This window comes from Aliihoeflea sp. 2WW (assembly GCF_000497755.1).
Lineage (GTDB): Bacteria > Pseudomonadota > Alphaproteobacteria > Rhizobiales > Rhizobiaceae > Aliihoeflea.
This window is the reverse complement of the sequence record NZ_AYOD01000008.1, coordinates 88,774-107,334: the sequence shown is the minus strand read 5'-3', so window position 1 is coordinate 107,334 and position 18,561 is coordinate 88,774. Positions and strand designations below refer to the sequence as shown.

General features: G+C 65.0%; 22 protein-coding genes. 13 read left to right on the top strand and 9 right to left on the bottom strand.

Annotated elements, in window-relative coordinates:
* Positions 1-58: 58 nt before the first annotated feature.
* From ALII_RS0105530 to ALII_RS0105485, 10 genes are all read left to right on the top strand, one after another.
* The gene (locus tag ALII_RS0105530) at positions 59-1,168 is read left to right on the top strand and encodes a YbfB/YjiJ family MFS transporter (protein ID WP_244437320.1); all 1,110 of its coding nucleotides are present in this window, start codon (positions 59-61) and stop codon (positions 1,166-1,168) included.
* Positions 1,169-1,221: 53 nt separating this feature from the next.
* Positions 1,222-1,791 (top strand): NnrU family protein, encoded by a 570-nt coding sequence (locus ALII_RS0105525; protein WP_024586327.1) that lies wholly within the window; start codon positions 1,222-1,224, stop codon positions 1,789-1,791.
* Positions 1,792-1,910: 119 nt separating this feature from the next.
* Positions 1,911-2,576, top strand: coding sequence for a tetratricopeptide repeat protein (locus ALII_RS0105520; protein ID WP_024586326.1), 666 nt, complete (start codon positions 1,911-1,913; stop codon positions 2,574-2,576).
* Positions 2,573-4,006, top strand: a complete 1,434-nt coding sequence (gene der, locus ALII_RS0105515) for a ribosome biogenesis GTPase Der (RefSeq protein WP_024586325.1) — start codon at positions 2,573-2,575, stop codon at positions 4,004-4,006. Before ALII_RS0105520 ends, der begins: the two co-directional genes overlap by 4 nt.
* A gap of 261 nt (positions 4,007-4,267) precedes the next feature.
* Entirely contained in the window at positions 4,268-5,425 is a 1,158-nt protein-coding gene (locus tag ALII_RS0105510) for a cell wall hydrolase (RefSeq protein ID WP_024586324.1), read from the top strand.
* A gap of 212 nt (positions 5,426-5,637) precedes the next feature.
* Positions 5,638-6,033, top strand: coding sequence for an AtpZ/AtpI family protein (locus ALII_RS0105505; protein WP_024586323.1), 396 nt, complete (start codon positions 5,638-5,640; stop codon positions 6,031-6,033).
* Between the two features lie 46 nt (positions 6,034-6,079).
* Positions 6,080-6,829, top strand: a complete 750-nt coding sequence (locus ALII_RS0105500; RefSeq protein ID WP_024586322.1) for a F0F1 ATP synthase subunit A — start codon at positions 6,080-6,082, stop codon at positions 6,827-6,829.
* Between the two features lie 91 nt (positions 6,830-6,920).
* Entirely contained in the window at positions 6,921-7,145 is a 225-nt protein-coding gene (locus tag ALII_RS0105495) for a F0F1 ATP synthase subunit C (RefSeq protein ID WP_024586321.1), read from the top strand.
* Positions 7,146-7,253: 108 nt separating this feature from the next.
* Complete coding sequence (locus ALII_RS0105490; protein ID WP_024586320.1) at positions 7,254-7,829, top strand: F0F1 ATP synthase subunit B; 576 nt, start codon at positions 7,254-7,256, stop codon at positions 7,827-7,829.
* 9 nt (positions 7,830-7,838) lie between these two features.
* Entirely contained in the window at positions 7,839-8,318 is a 480-nt protein-coding gene (locus tag ALII_RS0105485; RefSeq protein ID WP_024586319.1) for a F0F1 ATP synthase subunit B, read from the top strand.
* Between the two features lie 170 nt (positions 8,319-8,488).
* Here ALII_RS0105485 and ALII_RS0105480 read toward each other — a convergent pair whose 3' ends face one another.
* Together ALII_RS0105480 and ALII_RS0105475 are read right to left on the bottom strand one after the other, a co-directional pair.
* Positions 8,489-9,151, bottom strand: a complete 663-nt coding sequence (locus ALII_RS0105480) for a ribonuclease HII (RefSeq protein WP_024586318.1) — start codon at positions 9,149-9,151, stop codon at positions 8,489-8,491.
* A 135-nt stretch (positions 9,152-9,286) separates the two neighbouring features.
* Positions 9,287-10,441, bottom strand: coding sequence for a PA0069 family radical SAM protein (locus ALII_RS0105475; protein ID WP_024586317.1), 1,155 nt, complete (start codon positions 10,439-10,441; stop codon positions 9,287-9,289).
* A 136-nt stretch (positions 10,442-10,577) separates the two neighbouring features.
* Here ALII_RS0105475 and ALII_RS0105470 point away from each other — a divergent pair, with 136 nt between their 5' ends.
* Positions 10,578-11,042 carry a glycosyltransferase gene (locus ALII_RS0105470; RefSeq protein WP_051375782.1) on the top strand — a complete coding sequence of 155 codons (465 nt, stop codon included), beginning with the start codon at positions 10,578-10,580 and terminating at the stop codon, positions 11,040-11,042.
* Here the strand turns inward: ALII_RS0105470 and moaB are convergent, their stop codons facing one another.
* The 6 genes from moaB to ALII_RS0105440 form a co-directional block, all read right to left on the bottom strand.
* Positions 11,043-11,588: a molybdenum cofactor biosynthesis protein B gene (gene moaB / locus ALII_RS0105465; protein ID WP_024586315.1), complete on the bottom strand. Its 546-nt coding sequence runs from the start codon at positions 11,586-11,588 to the stop codon at positions 11,043-11,045. It abuts the gene before it with no gap.
* Positions 11,585-12,469: a 4-(cytidine 5'-diphospho)-2-C-methyl-D-erythritol kinase gene (locus ALII_RS0105460; protein ID WP_244437318.1), complete on the bottom strand. Its 885-nt coding sequence runs from the start codon at positions 12,467-12,469 to the stop codon at positions 11,585-11,587. Before ALII_RS0105460 ends, moaB begins: the two co-directional genes overlap by 4 nt.
* Positions 12,456-12,641: a hypothetical protein gene (locus ALII_RS0105455; protein WP_024586313.1), complete on the bottom strand. Its 186-nt coding sequence runs from the start codon at positions 12,639-12,641 to the stop codon at positions 12,456-12,458. The genes ALII_RS0105460 and ALII_RS0105455 overlap by 14 nt, the downstream gene beginning before the upstream one ends.
* A 70-nt stretch (positions 12,642-12,711) precedes the next feature.
* Positions 12,712-13,566, bottom strand: a complete 855-nt coding sequence (locus ALII_RS0105450; RefSeq protein ID WP_024586312.1) for a S49 family peptidase — start codon at positions 13,564-13,566, stop codon at positions 12,712-12,714.
* Positions 13,567-13,654: 88 nt separating this feature from the next.
* Positions 13,655-14,419, bottom strand: coding sequence for a methyltransferase (locus ALII_RS0105445; protein ID WP_024586311.1), 765 nt, complete (start codon positions 14,417-14,419; stop codon positions 13,655-13,657).
* On the bottom strand, positions 14,416-14,637 hold the full coding sequence (locus ALII_RS0105440; protein ID WP_024586310.1) for a DUF2007 domain-containing protein: 222 nt from the start codon (positions 14,635-14,637) through the stop codon (positions 14,416-14,418). Before ALII_RS0105440 ends, ALII_RS0105445 begins: the two co-directional genes overlap by 4 nt.
* 195 nt (positions 14,638-14,832) lie before the next feature.
* Between ALII_RS0105440 and ALII_RS0105435 the strand changes: the two genes are divergently transcribed.
* Together ALII_RS0105435 and ALII_RS0105430 are read left to right on the top strand one after the other, a co-directional pair.
* The gene (locus tag ALII_RS0105435; protein ID WP_161632243.1) at positions 14,833-15,810 is read left to right on the top strand and encodes a polyprenyl synthetase family protein; all 978 of its coding nucleotides are present in this window, start codon (positions 14,833-14,835) and stop codon (positions 15,808-15,810) included.
* A 124-nt stretch (positions 15,811-15,934) separates the two neighbouring features.
* The gene (locus tag ALII_RS0105430; RefSeq protein WP_024586308.1) at positions 15,935-17,938 is read left to right on the top strand and encodes a tetratricopeptide repeat protein; all 2,004 of its coding nucleotides are present in this window, start codon (positions 15,935-15,937) and stop codon (positions 17,936-17,938) included.
* 228 nt (positions 17,939-18,166) lie between these two features.
* On the opposite strand, the gene ALII_RS0105425 is transcribed toward ALII_RS0105430, so the two are convergent.
* On the bottom strand, positions 18,167-18,454 hold the full coding sequence (locus tag ALII_RS0105425) for a hypothetical protein (protein WP_024586307.1): 288 nt from the start codon (positions 18,452-18,454) through the stop codon (positions 18,167-18,169).
* Positions 18,455-18,561: the final 107 nt, after the last annotated feature.

Below are 18,561 nucleotides of genomic sequence, written 5' to 3'. Positions count from 1 at the left end.
GCACGCTCCCGCTCTCCCCGTATCCCCCGTCCGTTTGGCCGTCGCCGGCATGCTGTCCATGGCCGTTGCGATGGGCATCGGCCGGTTCGTCTACACGCCGATCCTGCCGGGCATGATGGCCGCGCTCGGCCAGACGACGTCCGAGGCCGGCTTCATCGCCGCATCCAACTACACCGGCTATCTCGTCGGCGCGCTGATCGCCGGAGGCGGCTGGGCGCATGGATGGGAGCGGGCCCTGTCGCTGGCGAGCCTGGCGCTCAGCACCGCGCTGTGCCTCGCCATGGCGCTGACGGACGACTTCGCCGCCTTCCTGGCGATCCGCTTTGCGGCCGGCGTCGCCAGCGCCTTCGTCATGGTGTTCCTGTCGAGCATCATCTTCGCCGGCCTCGCGCGGCTCGATCGCAGCGATCTTCAGTGGATGCATTTCGGCGGCGTCGGCGTCGGCATTGCGCTGTCTGCGTCGATGGTGGCGCTGCTCGCATTCGGCCAATTCGGCTGGCGGGCGAACTGGATCGGCGCGGCCGGCCTGTCGCTTGCGGCCCTGGCCGCCGTCTGGCTGATCCTGCCGCGCCAAGGCGGGCAGGGCGGCTCCGCACCTAAGGAGCCGGCGCTCGTCTTCTCGCCCGCCTTGAAGCGTATCGTCTGGGCCTATGGCATCTTCGGCTTCGGCTATGTCGTGACGGCCACTTTCCTGATTGCCATCGTTCGCGACAACGAAAGCGGCGCGGTGCTCGAGGCCGTCGTCTGGCTGGTCACCGGCCTGGCCGTCATCCCGTCTGTCTATCTGTGGGCGCTGGCCGCGCGCCGGTGGGGCTTGCGGCCGGTCTTCGCGGTAGGCTGCGGCGTGGAAGCGGCCGGCGTCATGGCGAGCGTCGCGCTCGGCGGTATGACCGGCCCGCTTCTCGGCGGCATCCTCCTCGGCAACACCTTCGTCGCCATCACCGCGCTCGGCATCCAGATCGGCCGCAACCTTGCCGGCCCGTCGCCCCGCAAGGTGCTCTCGGTCATGACCGCCGCCTTCGGCCTCGGCCAGATCGTCGGCCCTGTCGTGGCCGGCATGGTCGCCGACTGGACCGGCGGCTTCTTCTGGCCGTCCGTCCTCGCCGCGCTGGCGCTCGCCATTTCCGCGTGGCTGGCCCTGTCGTCGAAGACGGCAGCGCGCTCCTGACCCTGTCGCCGGCGCGAACGACACTCTAGAATGGTCAGGCAAAGGGGCGCGCGATGCTGATTCTCATCCTCGGATTGATCCTCTTTCTCGGCATCCACTCGGTGCGAATTTTCGCACCTGACCTTCGTAACGCGCAGATCGCCGCCCGCGGCCTCGGCCCTTGGAAGGGGCTCTATTCGCTGGTCGCCCTTGCCGGCCTCGTGCTCATCATCTGGGGCTACGGCATCGCCCGGCAGACGGCACCGATCCTCTACGAGCCGCCGGTCTGGACGCGCCATCTCAACCTTCTCCTGATGGTCTTCGCCTTCATCGCGCTCGCCGCCTCGCAATTGCCGGCCGGCCGCATCAAGGCGGCGCTCAGGCATCCGATGCTGGTTGCCGTCAAGATCTGGGCACTCGGCCATCTTCTTGCCAATGGCGATCTGGCGGCGCTGCTGCTGTTCGGCACGTTCCTCGCATGGGCGGTCCTCGACCGTATTTCGGTCAAGCGGCGCGGCGACGCCGGTCCCTTGCCCGGACCGGTCAAATGGGATGTCGCCGCGATCGTCATCGGCCTCGTCGCCTATGCACTCTTCGCATTCGTGCTGCACGAATGGCTGATCGGCGTTCCCGTCATCGCGTGATTTTGCCGCCCTTTCCCCAGTGGCAGGGATTTCCCCTTCCATGAATGCGATTTTCGGCTAAAACGCTCGCCAATGTGGGCGCCGCCGTCGCGCCCTGTCTCTGGAAATGGTTGTGCTTGATGTCCGACGACAGTTTTATCCGCGAGGTCAACGAGGAGCTTCGACAGGATCGCGCGCGCCAGATCTGGGACCGCTACGGCCTCGCCGCGCTCGGTGTTGCCGCAGTCGTCATCACCGCCACTGTGCTCTATGTCGCGTGGGACTGGTGGACGACACGCCAGGCCAATGCGTCCGGTGACCGCTTCTCTCAGGCGCTGAACCTCGCCAATAGCGGCCAGAACGAGCAGGCCCTTGCCGAACTTTCCGCCCTTCAGGAAGATGGCTTCGGCGCCTATCCGGTGCTCGCCCGCTTCCGCACTGCTACCGTCCAGTCCGACGCCGGTGACCATGCGGCCGCCATCGCTTCGTTCGACGCCGTGGCGAGCGACAATGCGATCCCGCAGGCGATCCGCGACACGGCGCGGTTGCGTGCCGGCTACCTTCTTATCGATCACGGCTCCTATGACGACGTCGCCGCCCGCGTCGAGGCGATGACCGCCGACGACAACGCAATGCGCCATTCCGCGCGCGAGGCGCTTGCGCTCGCGGCGTGGAAGGACGGCCAGTCGGAAGAGGCGCTGCGTCTTTTCGATCTCATCGTCGGCGACGAGCGCGTTTCGGGCAATATGCGCCAGCGCGCCCAGATGATGGCCGAACTCATCCGCGGCACGCAGGAACCTTCGTGAGCTTCAAACTCGCCATCATCGGCCGGCCGAATGTCGGCAAGTCGACGCTTTTCAACCGGCTGGCCGGGCGCAAGCTCGCGCTCGTCGACGACACGCCTGGCGTGACGCGCGACCGCCGCTCGCACACCGCCAAGCTCTACGATCTCGAATTCGAGGTGATCGACACGGCCGGCCTCGAAACCGCCGAGGCGGCGAGCCTCGCCGGCCGTATGCGTCAGCAGACGGAAACGGCCATCGAGGAGGCGGACCTCATCTGCTTCGTCGTCGATGCCAAGACCGGCTTGATGCCGGATGATCGCGCCTTCGCCGACATCGTTCGCCGCTTCGGCAAGCCGGTCGTGTTGGTCGCCAACAAGGCCGAAGCGAAGGGCGCGCAATCCGGCTTTCTCGAAGCCTGGGAATTGGGTCTGGGCGAGCCCATCGGCGTCTCGGCCGAGCACGGCGTCGGCATGGTCGATCTGCGCGATGCGATCGTCGCGGCGATCGGCGAGGAGCGGGCGTTCGGCGAGGACGAGGACGAAGACGAGGCTTTCGCGGCACAGCCTCTGATCGGCGAGGATGTGTCCGACGAGGACGAGGAAGCGATCCCTGCCTATGACGCGACGAAGCCGCTGCGCATTGCCGTCGTGGGACGGCCGAATGCCGGCAAGTCGACTCTGATCAATTCGCTCGTCGGCGAAGATCGCCTCCTGACCGGCCCCGAAGCCGGCATCACCCGCGACTCCATTTCCGTCGACTGGGATTGGAACGGGCGCAAGATCAAGCTGTTCGATACGGCCGGGTTGCGGCGCAAGTCGCGCGTGCAGGAGAAGCTGGAAAAGCTGTCCGTCGCCGATGGGCTGCGCGCGATCCGTTTTGCGGAAGTGGTCGTCATCGTGTTCGATGCGACGATCCCGTTCGAAAAGCAGGACCTGACCATTGCCGATTTGATCATCCGCGAGGGCAGGGCGCCCGTGCTGGCGTTCAACAAGTGGGACCTGATCGAGAACCGGCAGGAATTGCTCGCCGAACTGCGCGAAAAGACGACCCGGCTCCTGCCACAGGTTCGCGGACTGCAGGCCGTGACGATTTCTGCCGAGACCGAACGCGGTCTCGACAAGCTCATGGACGCGATCGAGAAGACGCATCGTGTCTGGAACACGCGCATCTCGACCGGCCGTCTCAATCGCTGGCTGGAAGGCGTCATTGCGCATCACCCGCCGCCCGCCGTTGCCGGACGCCGGCTGAAGATCAAGTACATTACCCAGATCAAGACGCGCCCGCCCGGCTTCGTTTTGTCCTGCACGCGCCCCGAAGCCGTGCCGCAAAGCTATATCCGCTACCTGACGAACGAGCTTCGTCAGGCATTCGACATGCCCGGCGTTCCGATTCGCATGGTGCTGCGCGCTTCGGAAAATCCCTTCGCGGGCCGGGCCAAAAAGAGAACATGACGGGCCGTTCGACCTTTCATGGCCTCTACTGCCTCTAGGTCACATTCACGCCTTACTCCTTGGCGAAACGCCATCCATCGGGTGATTTGAGGGGACGGGCGACCGTCGATGATCACCGGGGACATGATCTGGACGCCGGGCGCTGACCCTGCGGCATTAACCGCCCATAAAGGTTAATCGATCATTTTTGGCCGGTCTTGGTATTTGCCGGTTTCGGTTTTTTGGAATGCGTATGGAGCGGGTCCATTGCAGGTAGGGCGTTTGTCGCGTCGCTTGAAGCGTATGTTGGAGGGCAGGTCGGTTTTGACGCCTGCGCTGTTCGGCATCGGCATCTGGCTGGCCTTTCCCACCGCATCCGCCTTCCAGGACATGACGAGCTTCGTTTCCGGACTTGAGACCGGCTCCGGTCGGTGGGGTGCGGTGGTCGAGCAGGCACAGGCCGGCTCGGTCCAGCAGGCGGAACTTCCTTTCGTCGATGCGACCGTGACCGGCGCGATTGCCGGCGCTGGCTTCAAGGTCCCGGGCCTCGGCACCGTCGCGCTGCGCTCGCAGGATGGTGAAAAGAACAGCCGGCCGGACGAGGACCGCGTCAATCGCACCGGCAAACAGGGCCGTCTGTTGAAGATCGCCCCCGTATCGCCGCCGAAATTTTTCAATGCCGGCTCCATCCTGGAGCGCACCTCCTCGCTGCACGACGTCGAACCCGAATTCGCGATGGCATTCGTGAAGCCCGAGATCGAGGGCAAGGAACTCGACATCGCGTTCGCTTTCCACCCGACGCACCGGCCCATCGACAACGACATGCCGGTGATGCTCGCCTCGCTGGTCACCAACGAGAAGGCCGATATTCTGGCGACGGCCTATGCGCCGGCCGAGCCCAACTACGCGACGGCGTCGCCCTTCGCGAGCCTCCTCAAGGGCGAAGACCCGTCCGATGGCCGCTTCATTCCGCCGATGGCGCCGGGCGATCACGCCTGGATGAAGATGCCGCTTCCCGCCCATGTCTTCTCCGACAAGGAGCAGAAATGCCTCGCCGAGGGCATCTATTTCGAGGCGCGCGGCGAGGAAGTGAAGGGACAGGCGGCCGTTGCGCAGGTGATTCTGAATCGCGTTCGCGCGCCGGCCTATCCGAACACGATCTGCGGCGTGGTTTATCAGAACCGCTCCTGGCGCAACCGCTGCCAGTTCTCGTTCGCTTGCGACGGCACCAAGCCGCGCGTGACGAGCCAGCGACATTACAAGCTTGCCTCGGACGTCGCGATGGCGGTCACGGCCGGCAAGATCTTCCTGCCCGAGGTCGGCTCCTCCACGCACTATCATGCCACCTATGTCAGCCCACGCTGGGCGCGCACCATGGACAAGGTGAAGAAGATCGGCCTTCACATCTTCTACCGCACCAAGGGCGGCGGCTGGAGCTGATTGCGGGCAGGCTCGCGCGGTCCGGCGGGGCGATTCTCTCCGCGGCCGCCTGCGCGCATTGTCGCAGCCTGCTAATCTCATGATTTTCCTACCAAAATAGCTCCCGATTCAATCCCCGTCCGTGGCTTGACTGGCGCGGGTGCCCTGAATATGTTGCGCGCGACTTTGAAGCGGTAAGCCAATATGGATGCCAGGCGGGTCAGGAGGTTGCGATGGCCGACATGAACGGGCCAGGCGGAACCGGCCGGACCGGCCCGGAGCCGGATGGCAGCGGAGACGATCTCGAACGTCGCCGCCGCGAGCTCGACGCCAAGCTGGCGGTGAAGCGACCGGCGAAGGGCGTCGAGGCGAGCGGTCCGAGGACCGGCGGAATGGCCGGGATGGGCAAGGCCCTGCGACTGTCGAGCGAGTTCATCGCCGGCATCGTGGTCGGGGCGGCCATCGGATGGTTCATCGACACGGCGGCGGGTACGACCCCTTGGGGTCTCGTCGTCTTTCTGCTGCTCGGATTTGCCGCCGGGGTCCTGAACGTCCTTCGTTCCGCCGGTGTCGTGGCAGAGCGCGGGGTTGAGCCGCCGGTAAGCGGCCGGGACCGACACGAAACGTAGCTTTATCCGGCGCGCTGGCGCCGACATCTATATCGAGGGGCGCCTGATGGCCGAAGATCCGATCCACCAGTTTCAGATCTCCAGATTGATTCCGATCGAGATCGGTGGGCTCGACTTCTCCTTCACCAATTCCTCGCTCTTCATGGTCGCCACCGTGGTGACCGCGGGTGCGTTCCTCTACCTCACGACGTCGAGCCGCGGCCTGGTGCCGAGCCGCACGCAATCCGTATCGGAAATGTCGTACGAGTTCGTCGCCAACATGCTGCGCGACGCGACCGGCCCGCAGGGCATGCGCTTCTTCCCGCTCGTCTTCTCGCTCTTCATGTTCATCCTCGTGGCGAACATGTTCGGAATGGTGCCGTATTTCTTCACGGTGACGAGCCATCTCATCGTCACCTTCGCACTTGCCATGATCGTCATGCTGACGCTCGTCGGCTACGGCCTCAAGACCCATGGCGCGCGCTTCTTCAAACTGTTCGTGCCGCATGGTGTGCCTGGAGTGCTGGTGCCGCTGGTCGCCTCGATCGAGGTCATCTCGTTCCTGTCGCGCCCGATCAGCCTTTCGGTTCGTCTGTTCGCCAACATGCTCGCCGGTCACATCACGCTGAAGGTCTTCGCGGGCTTCGTCACCACCTTGAGCGGCCTTGGCGCGTTCGGCGTCATCGGCGCGGTGCTGCCGCTGCTCCTGACCATCGCGATCACCGGTCTCGAATTCCTCGTCTCGTTCCTGCAGGCCTACGTCTTCGCGGTGCTGACCTGCATGTACCTGAACGACGCCGTCCATCCCGAGCATTGATCGGACGGGGTTAGCCATCACCGGCCCCCGGGCCGACCATCTTCCAACCGGCATGAATGATGCCAAAGCGAATCCAAAAAGGAGTTTCAAAATGGAAGTAGAAGCAGCACGCGCTCTCGGCGCAGGCATCGCCTGCCTCGGCATGGCCGGCACCGCCCTCGGTCTCGGCAACATCTTCGGCAGCTACCTCTCGGGCGCACTGCGCAACCCGTCGGCAGCCGACGGCCAGTTCGGCCGCCTGATCTTCGGCTTCGCCGTGACGGAAGCTCTGGGCATCTTCTCGCTCCTCATCGCTCTCCTCCTCCTCTTCACGTAAGATGAGGTCCGGCCGGCGGGCGCATCCGCGCCCGCTCGCGCCGTCATTTGCGAGTGCTGAGACCCGCCGGTCGACATCGTTGGCCGGCAACATGAGCAGGGGATGCACATGTTCGTAACGCCTGGATACGCGCAGGAGACCGCTCCCGCCGAAGGCGAATTGCAGACCGAGATCGTCCACGAGGAAGGCCACGGCGAAGCGGGTTTCCCCCCCTTCGACACCTCGACCTACCCGTCCCAGCTTCTGTGGCTGGCGATCACTTTCGGCCTGTTCTACCTCTTCTTGCAGAAGGTCGTCCTCCCGAGGATCGGAAACATCCTCGAGGTGCGCCGCGACCGCATTGCTCATGATCTCGATCAGGCAGCGCGCAACAAGGAAGAAGCCGACGCCGCGGTTGCTGCCTACGAGCAGGAACTGGCCGATGCCCGCGCCAAGGCGCACGGTATTGCGCAGACGGCGCAGGACGCTGCCAAGGCCGATGCCGAGGCCGAGCGCAAGTCGGTCGAGGCCGATCTCGAGCGCAAGCTCGTCGAAGCCGAGCGTCGCATCGCCACTGTCCGCGAAGCGGCCATGAAGGATGTCGGCACGATCGCCGAGGAAACAGCCGGCGCCATCGTCGAGGCGCTCATCGATCGCAAGCCCGATGACGCGGCAGTTGCCGCAGCCGTCGGCCAGGTTCGATAGGAGCCCGCCATGGACGCCACTTTCTGGGCAACAGTCGCCCTCGTCATCTTCATCGGACTGATCGTCTTCCTGAAGGTGCCGGGCAAGATCGGCGGAACGCTCGACCAGCGCGCCGAGCGCATCCGCAACGAACTCGAAGAGGCACGCCGCCTGCGTGAAGAAGCGCAGCAGCTCCTCGCCGAGTATCAGCGCAAGCGCAAGGAAGCCGAGCAGGAAGCCGGCGACATCGTCGCCGCCGCCAAGCGCGAAGCCAACCACCTGGTCGAGGAAGCCAAGGCACGGACGCAGGAATACGTCGCCCGTCGCACCACGCTCGCCGAACAGAAGATCGCCCAGGCCGAGCGCGACGCCGTCAACGCCGTCCGCTCCAACGCGGTCGACATCGCGGTCGCCGCTGCGGCCAAGCTGCTCGACGAACGCGCCGACGCCGATGTCAAAGCGCAGCTCTTCAAGTCGTCCCTCGACGACGTGAAAGCCCGCATGAACTGACCCGGGTCAGAGCAGAACGTTGAAAAACCCCGCTCCGGCGGGGTTTTTTGTTGCCTAGTCAGTTGCGCGATTTGATGAAGGCGTTTCCTCTCCCCCATGAAATGGGGGAGAGGTGGCTCGGGCAAAGCCCGAGACGGAGAGGGGGCTGCGACCTCCACCGAAAAGCGACGCTACTCCGCCGCATCCAGCCGAAACGGCGCAAACGACAGCCGGTGCAGCCGCGCTGCCGGTCCGTGCACCTCAATGGCTGTCCGGTGGCGCGCGGTCGCATAGCCCATATGCACCTCGAACCCGTACGAGACATGGATCGTTGCCGTTCGCGACATCATCCGGTCACGCGTCACCTTGGCGATGATCGACGCCGCCGCGATCGACTGCGAGCGCTGGTCGCCCTTGACCACCGCCTTGCCGTCGCACTTGAGCCCCGGTGGGATGTCACGGCCGTCGGCGAGCACCAGCTTCGGCTCGACCGCCAGAAGCGTCACCGCCCGGCACATGGCTTCGAGGCTCGCCTTGCGGATGTCGGAACAATCGATCGAATCGGCCGAAACCGACGCCACCGAAACCGCCAGCGCCTTCTTCAGGATTTCGTCGAAAAGCGTCTCGCGCTCGCCATGCGTCATCCGCTTGGAATCGTCGAGCCCCTTGGGGATACGCTTCGGATCGAGGATCACGGCCGCCGCGACCACCGGTCCGGCGAGCGGACCGCGTCCGGCCTCGTCTGTCCCGCAGACGGGCCACAGGCCCTCGCGCTCGGCAGCGCGTTCCATCCGGAAATCCGGGCGGACGGGCAGGTCGAAAAGCAGCGGAGAATCGGAGCGCGGGCGAGCCATGTTGCGGCAATGCTCGCATTGCGTCCGATTCTCCGCAAGTCCTTCCCGGCCGTGGGGCGGGACGGGAAGGACACCGTCGGGCAATGATTGGGGACAAGCCGGACGGAACAGAAAACGACGGTAGGAGTGCAATCTTCAGAGGAGCGTCAACTGCTCCCCTTGCTTCAAGGGTGGCACGAACAGGTCGGTGCGCAGCTTCAGCCTTTGCGTGTTGAGCCCGAGCCGCTTGGCGGCAAGTTCGAACCGCCGCCCGATCTGCCAGGCATAGGGACCCGCGCCCTTCATCCGCTTGCCGAACTCGGCATCGTAATCCTTGCCGCCTCGCATCGAGCGCACCAGCGACATCACGTGCCGATAGCGGTCGGGATAGTGCTGCAACAGCCAGTCCTTGAAGATCGAGCTCACCTCCAGCGGCAGCCGCAGGATGACGTAGCCAGCTTCCCTCGCGCCGGCCGCCGCGGCCGAATCGAGGATGCGCTCGATCTCGGCATCGTTGAGGCCGGGAATGACCGGGCCGATCATCACCGAAGTCGGGATGCCGGCTTCCGACAGCGCCCGCACGGCCTCCAGCCTGCGCGGCGGCGTCGCTGCGCGCGGTTCCATGGCCCGCGCCAATTTGCGGTCGAGCGTCGTCACCGACAGCGCCACCTTGGCGAGACCCTTCTCCGCCATCCGCGACAGGATGTCGATGTCGCGCATGACCAGCGCCGATTTGGTCACGATGCCGACCGGATGGTTGTGCCGCTCGAGCACTTCCAGCAACTCGCGCATGATGCGCCATTCCTTTTCGATCGGCTGGTAGGGGTCCGTGTTGGTGCCGATCGCGATGGTCTTCGGCTGGTAGCCGTCCTTCGCCAGCTCCCTCTCCAGAAGGCGCGGCGCATCAGGCTTGGCGAAGAGCTTCGATTCGAAATCCAGCCCCGCCGAAAGCCCCATATAGCTGTGCGTCGGCCGCGCGAAGCAATAGACGCAGCCATGCTCGCAACCGCGGTAAGGATTGATGGAGCGGTCGAAGGAAATGTCGGGCGAATCGTTGCGGGTGATGATCGTGCGCGGCTTCTCGATCTGCACGTCCGTCTTGAACGGCGGCAGGTCCTCGAAAGAGTTCCAGCCATCGTCGAAGACGTGGCGCTCGAACTTCTCGAAGCGCCCGCTCGGATTGACGCCGGCTCCACGCCCGCGCCGCCTGTCCGGCACCACGCGCAGGCCGCTTTCCTCGATCATCGCATTGGCCATATGCGCATCTCCGCTTGTGAAAGCGGCAACGTCGGCTCGTCTGATCTGTTCCATGTCGCTCTCCTGGCGCCGCGTCGCGGGCGCTCTGGGAATCGGCGTTTCGATGAAACAATTCCTATCTATGGAAAAAGAACAAAGCAAGAACTTTCTTCGCGTTCGCGCATCTGGCCACGTCATTCAGACTGCGCTAATGAAGGGCATGATCTCCGTACTGATCGAGACGAAAAACGACGAGGAGCGCCTGGCGAAGACGCTCGCCTCGCTCGTGACTGGCGCCGTCGAGGGTCTGGTGCGCGAGGTCATCGTCTGCGATCTAGGCTCGTCGGACGGCACCGAAACGGTGGCCGAACATGCGGGCTGCGTCTTCCTCGCGGAAACACGCGGCGAAGACGCCTTGGCCAAGGCGCGCAGCGACTGGGTCCTGCTGCTGAAGCCCGGCGCGCGTCTCGTTCCCGGCTGGGTCGAGGCCGCGCGTGAGCATGTCGCGGTTGCCAACGGTCCGGCGACCTTCTCGCGCTCGCGTCAGACGGAATTGCCGTTTTGGTCGAATTGGCTGACGCGGCGCGAACGCATCGCCGAGGGCCTTCTCATGCGAAAAAGCGTTCCGACGAGGGGCAGGCCGCTTCGCCTGCGCGCCGAAATCCACGCCGTCTGATCAGACGATCTGGCCTGCGCCGCGTTTCAGGTGCTCATCGAGACGCGGCATGATCTCCACGAAATTGCACGGCATGTGGCGATAGTCGAACTGGTCCTTCAGTATGCCGTCCCAGGCGTCCCGGCAGGCACCGGGCGAGCCCGGCAGGACGAAGACAAAGGTCTGGTTCAAAAGCCCCGCCGTCGCCCGGCTCTGGATCGTCGAGGTGCCGATCTTGTCGGCCGAGATCTTGTGGAACAGCGCCGAGAACCCGTCCATGCGCTTTTCGAACAGCGGTTCGAGCGCTTCGGGTGTCACGTCGCGCCCGGTAAAACCGGTGCCACCCGTGGTGATGATCGCGTCGATCGCTTCATCTCTGGCCCACGAATTCACCTTGGCGCGGATTGCGGCGATGTCGTCCTTGACGATGTCGCGCTGCGCAACCTCGTGGCCCGCAACCTTGATCCGCTCGACGAGCGTCACGCCGGACTTGTCCTCGTCGAGGCTGCGCGTGTCCGAAACCGTGAGCACGGCGAAGGTGACGGCGATGAAGGGGCGTTCGCTCATGGTTCGATCCGTCTCCTGAATGTTCCCGAGGCATGGCTTTGCGTGGCGACCACGAACCACGAACCCTTCTCGGTCCGCATTCGTTCCGCCGCCCGTTCGGCCGCGTCATCGTCTGCGAATACGCCGAAACACGTCGCGCCTGAGCCAGACATCCGCGCGAAGTCGGCGCCGGATCGCTCCAGCATATCCAGGCACTCGCCGATCTGCGGCGCATAGGCGATTGCCGGCGCCTGCAGATCGTTACGCGTTCCACGCAGCCATTCGACCACGTCACCTTCCGGCAGACCCGGCAAAGGCGCATTGTCGGGCGAGGGCAGGCGGCGGAAAATTTCGGAAGTCGGCACCTCGACGCCGGGATTGGCAAGCACCAGCGAAAGCGCGGGAAAGCCCGGCAGAAGCTCGATCCGCTCCCCGATCCCCCGCGCGCGCAGCGGCTCGGCAGCAAGGCACATCGGCAGGTCCGCTCCCAGCCTCAGCCCGATCTCCGCAAGATCGCCCTTCGCCATTCCGGCAAGACAAGCCGCCGCATCGCTCGACCCGCCGCCGATGCCCGAAGCCGGCGGTAAATTCTTCGTCAGCCGCAACGCCAGCGGCCCGCGCACGCCTTGTGCTTGGCGAATTGCATCGCGCGCCTTGATGACGAGATTGCTTGCGTCCGTCGGAACGCCTGTCGCAAGCGGCCCCTGGACATGGAAACTGTCCGCCGCGGCCGGCCCGATCTCCAGTTCGTCGCCGAACCGCGTAAACACGACAAGCGAATCGAGCAGATGATACCCATCCGCCCGCCTGCCGGTGACATGCAGCGCAAGGTTGATCTTCGCGGGGGCGCGCAAGCGCAGCCGCTCGGTCACGCTGGCCGTGTCAGGCTCAGTCCTTGGCAACCCGGTACTCGCCGGTCGCCGGGTCCTTGACGAGCGTCCCGATCGCGCCGGTACGCGCTTCGCTCTCGTTGCGCCGCGCGCGCGCCGTGATCTTCTCGGCTTCGCGGATGAAGCGCCGGTAGCCGAGCACCGCTGCGGCTCCGACGGCCGCGAAGAAGAGTAGCTGGGGCATCGCGTTCATCCGCTCCGATCATCACGCAGTGGCATGACAGAACACATACTAGGCATTTTCGTGATCGCGATCAAAGCCCGTAGCGGCTCCAAAGAGCCCGTTCGCTCGCCGTGTCGGCAATGCCCTGCGCTGCCGAATGCGCGATTTCCTGGCTCAGCCCGCCAAGGCCGAGCTTCCGGCCGAAAAGCCCGCGCGGCATGGTGATGAGCTGCATCCGCGTCTTGTCGCCGTAGCGTTCCTTCAGCACCTGTCGCATATCGCCCAGATGGTCGACGAGGCCGAGCTCCAGCCCCTTGCGCCCGGTCCAGAAGAGCCCGGTGAAGAGGTCGGGATGATCGGCCAGCTTCGCCCCGCGCCGCTCGCGCACCAGGTCGATGAAAGTCTCGTGAACCTCGAGCTGCAACGCCTTCAGCTTCTCGATGTCCTCGGGGCGCTCCGGCTTGAACGGGTCGAGCACAGACTTGTTCTGCCCGGCCGTATGCACACGCCGTTCGACGCCGATCTTCTTGATCAGGTCCTGGAAGCCGAAGGAGGCGGAGACGACGCCGATCGAGCCGACGATGGAGGAGGGGTCGGCGAAGATCTCGTCGCCGGCGCAGGCGATCATGTAGCCGCCCGATGCCGCCACATCTTCGACGAAGACGAGGACGGTCTTGTTCTTCTCGATCGCCAGGTCACGGATGCGCTTGTAGATCAGCCGCGACTGGACGGGCGATCCACCCGGCGAGTTGATGGAGATCGCAACGGCCGGCGCATCCTGCACGGCGAACGCCTTTTCGATCAGCCCAGCCGTCGTCGCCAGCGACAGGTTCTGCCTGAGCGGGCTCGCGCCTGACATGATCGCGCCATGCAACCGGATCACCGGGATGGTGACGGCGGTGGAGCGAAGGGATTTCGGAAGGATCTTGTTGACGAGGCGTCGCACGTTCGGTCGGTCTCCTGTTGCCCTCTCCATGTAGGGCTGACGCACGGTTGCGCAATGCAACGCATGGGGAGCCGTCGGGATGCGCCAGTCAGGCGAACAGCGCGCGCTCGCCATTGATCGCCGTGTCCGCCTCCGGCGTGAACCCGTTGCCGGTTTCGCCGTGCAGCGTCAGAGCCGGCAGCATCGAGAGCGTGCCGCGCTGCCCCCGCCAGGCGCGCATCACGATGCGGATCGCCGCCTTTCCGGGCCGCGGGCGGATGGCCATGAGTTCCGCGCTGCCGAACCGGCCATCGATCGCCGCCAGCATGGCAGCGAGCGACGCCGGGCGCGCAATGATCGCCAGCCCCCCGCGCGGTCGCACGATGGCCGCTGCCGTGCGAACCCATTCCTCGAACAGCCCGTCCGTCATCACATGCGCCGCTTGGCGCAGCGCGTCCGGCGAAGCCCGGTCGGCGGCGTCGTTATAGGGCGGGTTCATGATGGCGAAGTCGCAGCAATTGTCGCCGAGCCCGGCCGCGATCCGCGCCTTGCCGCGCAAGCTCACATCGGCCTCGATCACGATTGCCCGGCTTTCACATGCCGCATTCTCCGACAGTTCCAGCGTCGCGCGCGCAAATGCCGCCATGTCGCCTTCACGTTCGACGAGCATCGCCGCAGCATCGGGACACCGTGCCAGCACTGCCAGCCCGGCCGCTCCGGCGCCGGCTCCGAGATCGGCCACGCGCCCCGCAAACCCGTCCGGCACCGCCGCCGCCAGCAGCATGGCGTCAAGCCCGGCGCGATGCCCGCGACCGGCCGGCTGCACCAGATGAAAGCGCCCGCGGTGGAACGCGTCGACCGTCTTCGATGTCACGGCTTCAGTTCGTCGACGATGCCGGCATCGGTCAGCACGCGCCGTGCCTGTGCGTGGTCGTCATCCGTCACCATCACCCTGCGCGGCAGGATGCCGATCGAGCCTTCCAGGATGCTCATGTTCTGGTCGGCGACGAAGAAATCGATGTCGGCGTCGCGCAGGAGACTCTCCACGAACGAGATCAGGACGATATCGTTGGTGCGCATCAGTTCCTTCATGGCTTCCCTCGGCTCGTTTCCACTCTATGTAGCGGGCGTCCGGGTGGCCTGAAACCCCAGCCTTGCGCCAATTCGCCTCTTGCCCGCAATAAGGCGCCGCCATAAGGTCCGCGCCGACCCCGGCAGGCCGTCCGGCAGATCCCTTGGGAGACGATTTTGAGCGTAGTAGTGAATATCGGCAGCACGCGCGGGCACATGGCATCGATCGATGCGCTGCTGGAACTCACGCGCGCCGATATGGCCAAGGTGAACGAGCTGATCCTCGCCAAGGCCGGCTCCAATGTCGAGATGATCCCGCAGATCGCCAATCACCTCATCTCGTCCGGCGGCAAGCGCCTGCGGCCGATGATGACGCTCGCCGCGGCCCAGATGTTCGGCTACGCCGGAGACGGACACGTCAAGCTGGCCATGGCGGTCGAGTTCATGCACACCGCGACGCTTCTTCACGACGACGTGGTCGACGAAAGCGCGCTGCGCCGCGGCCGCAGCACGGCGCGCATGATCTGGGGCAACCAGGCGAGCGTCCTCGTCGGCGATTACCTGCTCGGTCAGGCCTTCCGCGTCATGGTCGATGTCGGCTCGCTCGACGCGCTCGATGTCCTGTCATCGGCCGCCTCGGTCATCGCCGAAGGCGAGGTCATGCAACTCGGCGTCGCCAAGAATCTCGAGACCACCGAAGACGACTATCTCGCCGTCATCAAGGCCAAGACCGCAGCGCTCTTCTCGGCAGCCGCCGAAGTAGGCCCGATCATCGCCGGCGCCTCGAAGGCGGACCGCGCGGCCCTGCGCTCATACGGCGTCAATCTCGGCCTTGCCTTCCAGCTCGTCGACGATGCGCTCGATTATGGCGGCAACGCCAAGGACCTCGGCAAGAATGTCGGCGACGATTTTCGCGAGGGCAAGGTCACGCTGCCCGTCATCCTGAGCTTCCGCCGCGGCACGCCCGAAGAGCGCGCCTTCTGGAAGAGCGCCATCGAGAATGCCGAGAGCGACGACGCCGCGCTCGAAAAGGCGCGCGGCCTGATGGTGAAATATGGCGCCATCAACGACACCATTGCCCGCGCCCGCCATTTCGGCGCCATCGCGCATGACGCGCTCGCCCCGCTTCCCGACGGTGCGCAAAAGCGCGCGCTCGTCGACGTCATCGATTTCTGTATCAGCCGCGTTTCCTGACCTCGTTTCGCGGTCGGGTGACCGGAACGTGAAAGCGGGGCGATTGAAGCGTGACCCCAAAAAGGCCATGCTTTGCATGAACGCCTAGCCCTCGGACTGGGTAACTCGATCAGGAAGGGAAGCGATGCCGCGCTCCACCGATAAAGTCCTTGCAGCCCTTGCACTTGCATTCGGGCTGACGACTGCGATCCCTGCATTTGCGCAGGACGGCGCCGCCGGGCAGGACCGAATCAGCGTCAATTCCTTTGCCGGAGCCTACCTCGCCGCGCGTGCGGCCGAGGTCGACAATGACGTGAACCGCGCGATCGCCTATTATCAGCGCGCGCTGGCCTTCAATCCGACCGACGAGGCGATCCAGCAGAGCCTCATGGTGCTCCTGATTTCGCGCGGCGATTTCGAGGACGCGCTGACGCTTGCCGAGGATCTGCGCGATACCCCGGAGATCGAACGCTTCTCGAAACTTGCGCTGGCCGTCGATGCGATCCGTACGGACCGGCCCGACGACGCCCTTGAACTGCTCGAGTTCTCGCAGGAATCCGATCTCGACCGGCTGATCACCTCGATCATGCGCGCCTGGGTCGAGGCTGGCTCGGGCGAGGTCGATTCGGCGCTGGCCCGGCTCGACGGCGTCGAAGGCCCGCCCTGGTATGCGCTTTTCGTGAACTATCACCGCGCGTTGATCGCCGCCGAGGCCGGTCGCGACGACGTGGCCGAACAGGCCTTTTCCGCGACCACGATCAGCCTCGAGGCAGGCGGCGCTGCGCCCGAAGTGTTCCTGCGCGCCCACGAGGCCTACGCCCGCTTCCGTGCCGCGAACGGCGACAGGGACACCGCCCTGAACATCCTTGCCAAGGCCGACGAACTTGCGTCCGACCGGGTGACGGTCGTCGCATTGCGCCAAGAGATCGAGGCCGGCGAGGAAATCGATCCGCTGGTCGCCGGCACCCAAGCTGGCGCCGCCGAAATCCTGCTCAACCTGTCGACCGCGCTCAACCGCGGTGGCGGCGAGGCATTCGTGCGCCTCTATCTGCATTATGCGCTGGCGCTTCAGCCATCGAGCGACGCGGTTCTCCTCCAGCTCGGCGGCATCGCCGAAATGCAGCGCAATTCCGAGGAGGCGATCGAAATCTACGGTCGTATCCCGCAGGATTCGCCTATCCGGCAGATCTCCGAATTGCAGGTGGGCCTGAATCTCGCGGATCTCGACCGGCATGACGAGGCGGTCGAACATCTTGAACCGCTTCTGGAGGCGGCGCCCGACGACCGTCGCGCCTATCTTGCGCTCGGCGGCGTTTACGCCTCGCAGCAGAAGTTCGCGGAGGCGGCCGAGGTCTATGACCGCGCAGTCGCCCGGATCGACACGCCCGAGGAGGCCGACTGGAACCTCTACTACCAGCGCGGCATCGCCTATGAGCGCATCAAGCAGTGGGACAAGGCGGAGCCGAACTTCAACCAGGCACTCGAACTCTACCCCGACCATCCGCAGGTGCTGAACTATCTCGGCTATTCCTGGGTCGACATGAACATGAACCTGGAGGAGGGGCTCGCCCTCATTCAGAAGGCTGTCGACCTTCGCCCGAGTGACGGGCACATCGTCGATTCTCTCGGCTGGGCCTATTACCGTCTCGGCCGCTACGAAGAGGCGGTGACGGAACTCGAGCGCGCCGTCAGCCTGATGCCGAGCGACGCGATCCTGAATGACCATCTGGGGGATGCCTACTGGCAGGTCGGACGTCGCCTCGAAGCGACGTTCCAATGGAGCCACGCACGCGACCTGGAGCCTGAAGAAGACCTGCTCGAGGACATCAATCGCAAGCTGCGCGAAGGTCTGGTAGAGGCGGCCGCCGAGCCGGAAGAAGAGCAGGACTTCGCCAGCCTCGCGCCCGAACCCGAAGCCCCGGCCGAGCCCGAATCACCTGCCGCGCAGGTCGCGACCACCGCCCCCGTCGCGCCCGCATCAACGCAGGCGACCCATGCAGTCGGTCCGGGCCAGTCCCTCTGGGACATCGCCCGCGAACGCCTTGGCGACGGCAATCGCTACGGCGAAATCCTCGACCTGAACCCGGATTTGCGCGGCAACCCGAACCTGCTGCGGCCGGGCCAGACGTTGGTTTTGCCGCAGAATTGAGGAGCGGCGCTCGGATCGAAGACGAGGTGCGACTGAGGTAACGAGGCCTGGATTCCTGTGACAAGCACAGGAATGAAGATTTGGAGATCTTCGCGCGAGACTTAGGCTTTTCGGGGTGGCATCATCTTTGATGCCGTCATTCCTGTGCTCGTCACAGGAATCCATGCGATACGCTCTCCGCCCACTCGGCGGCTCCTAACTCGCGCCAGCTCCAACCTCGCGCCGAGCCTACCCACCATAACGCGGCGGAACCGGGCACTGCACCCACTGCCCATTCTCGCGGATCGAGCACTGAAGCCGTGTCTCGGAAAGATTGCGCGCCGCCGGATTCGTCTTCGAACAAACGCAGTTCGTTTCCGGCAGCCGAACCACGTCGCAGGCCGGCGTCACGCACAGATAGCCGGTGACCGGGTCGTTCTGGTAGCCATCGGTGCCCCCGGACGGAAAGTTCTGCGCCAGCGCTGCGCCACCGATCAGGATTCCGGCCGCAAGGGTCGCGAGAAATGTCGTTTTCATTGGATGCCTCCTGTCTGTCCCGCCAGAATTGGCGCGGTCGGCTCAACTTGCAAGCGCCGTCGCGATCAACTGGACGTGCGCCGCCTCGATGCTGTAGACCTCACCGC

What these genes read in the sequence shown, in the direction of transcription:
- moaB (WP_024586315.1), bottom strand. Translation starts at nt 11,588, where the DNA reads ATGAGCGAACGCCCCTTCATCGCCGTCACCTTCGCCGTGCTCACGGTT.
- ALII_RS0105505 (WP_024586323.1), top strand. Translation starts at nt 5,638, where the DNA reads ATGGCCGACATGAACGGGCCAGGCGGAACCGGCCGGACCGGCCCGGAG.
- ALII_RS0105490 (WP_024586320.1), top strand. Translation starts at nt 7,254, where the DNA reads ATGTTCGTAACGCCTGGATACGCGCAGGAGACCGCTCCCGCCGAAGGC.
- ALII_RS0105475 (WP_024586317.1), bottom strand. Translation starts at nt 10,441, where the DNA reads ATGGAACAGATCAGACGAGCCGACGTTGCCGCTTTCACAAGCGGAGAT.
- ALII_RS0105495 (WP_024586321.1), top strand. Translation starts at nt 6,921, where the DNA reads ATGGAAGTAGAAGCAGCACGCGCTCTCGGCGCAGGCATCGCCTGCCTC.
- ALII_RS0105485 (WP_024586319.1), top strand. Translation starts at nt 7,839, where the DNA reads ATGGACGCCACTTTCTGGGCAACAGTCGCCCTCGTCATCTTCATCGGA.
- ALII_RS0105470 (WP_051375782.1), top strand. Translation starts at nt 10,578, where the DNA reads ATGAAGGGCATGATCTCCGTACTGATCGAGACGAAAAACGACGAGGAG.
- ALII_RS0105455 (WP_024586313.1), bottom strand. Translation starts at nt 12,641, where the DNA reads ATGCCCCAGCTACTCTTCTTCGCGGCCGTCGGAGCCGCAGCGGTGCTC.
- ALII_RS0105425 (WP_024586307.1), bottom strand. Translation starts at nt 18,454, where the DNA reads ATGAAAACGACATTTCTCGCGACCCTTGCGGCCGGAATCCTGATCGGT.
- ALII_RS0105430 (WP_024586308.1), top strand. Translation starts at nt 15,935, where the DNA reads ATGCCGCGCTCCACCGATAAAGTCCTTGCAGCCCTTGCACTTGCATTC.
- ALII_RS0105480 (WP_024586318.1), bottom strand. Translation starts at nt 9,151, where the DNA reads ATGGCTCGCCCGCGCTCCGATTCTCCGCTGCTTTTCGACCTGCCCGTC.
- ALII_RS0105525 (WP_024586327.1), top strand. Translation starts at nt 1,222, where the DNA reads ATGCTGATTCTCATCCTCGGATTGATCCTCTTTCTCGGCATCCACTCG.
- ALII_RS0105440 (WP_024586310.1), bottom strand. Translation starts at nt 14,637, where the DNA reads ATGAAGGAACTGATGCGCACCAACGATATCGTCCTGATCTCGTTCGTG.
- ALII_RS0105530 (WP_244437320.1), top strand. Translation starts at nt 59, where the DNA reads ATGGCCGTTGCGATGGGCATCGGCCGGTTCGTCTACACGCCGATCCTG.
- ALII_RS0105435 (WP_161632243.1), top strand. Translation starts at nt 14,833, where the DNA reads ATGGCATCGATCGATGCGCTGCTGGAACTCACGCGCGCCGATATGGCC.
- ALII_RS0105500 (WP_024586322.1), top strand. Translation starts at nt 6,080, where the DNA reads ATGGCCGAAGATCCGATCCACCAGTTTCAGATCTCCAGATTGATTCCG.
- ALII_RS0105520 (WP_024586326.1), top strand. Translation starts at nt 1,911, where the DNA reads ATGTCCGACGACAGTTTTATCCGCGAGGTCAACGAGGAGCTTCGACAG.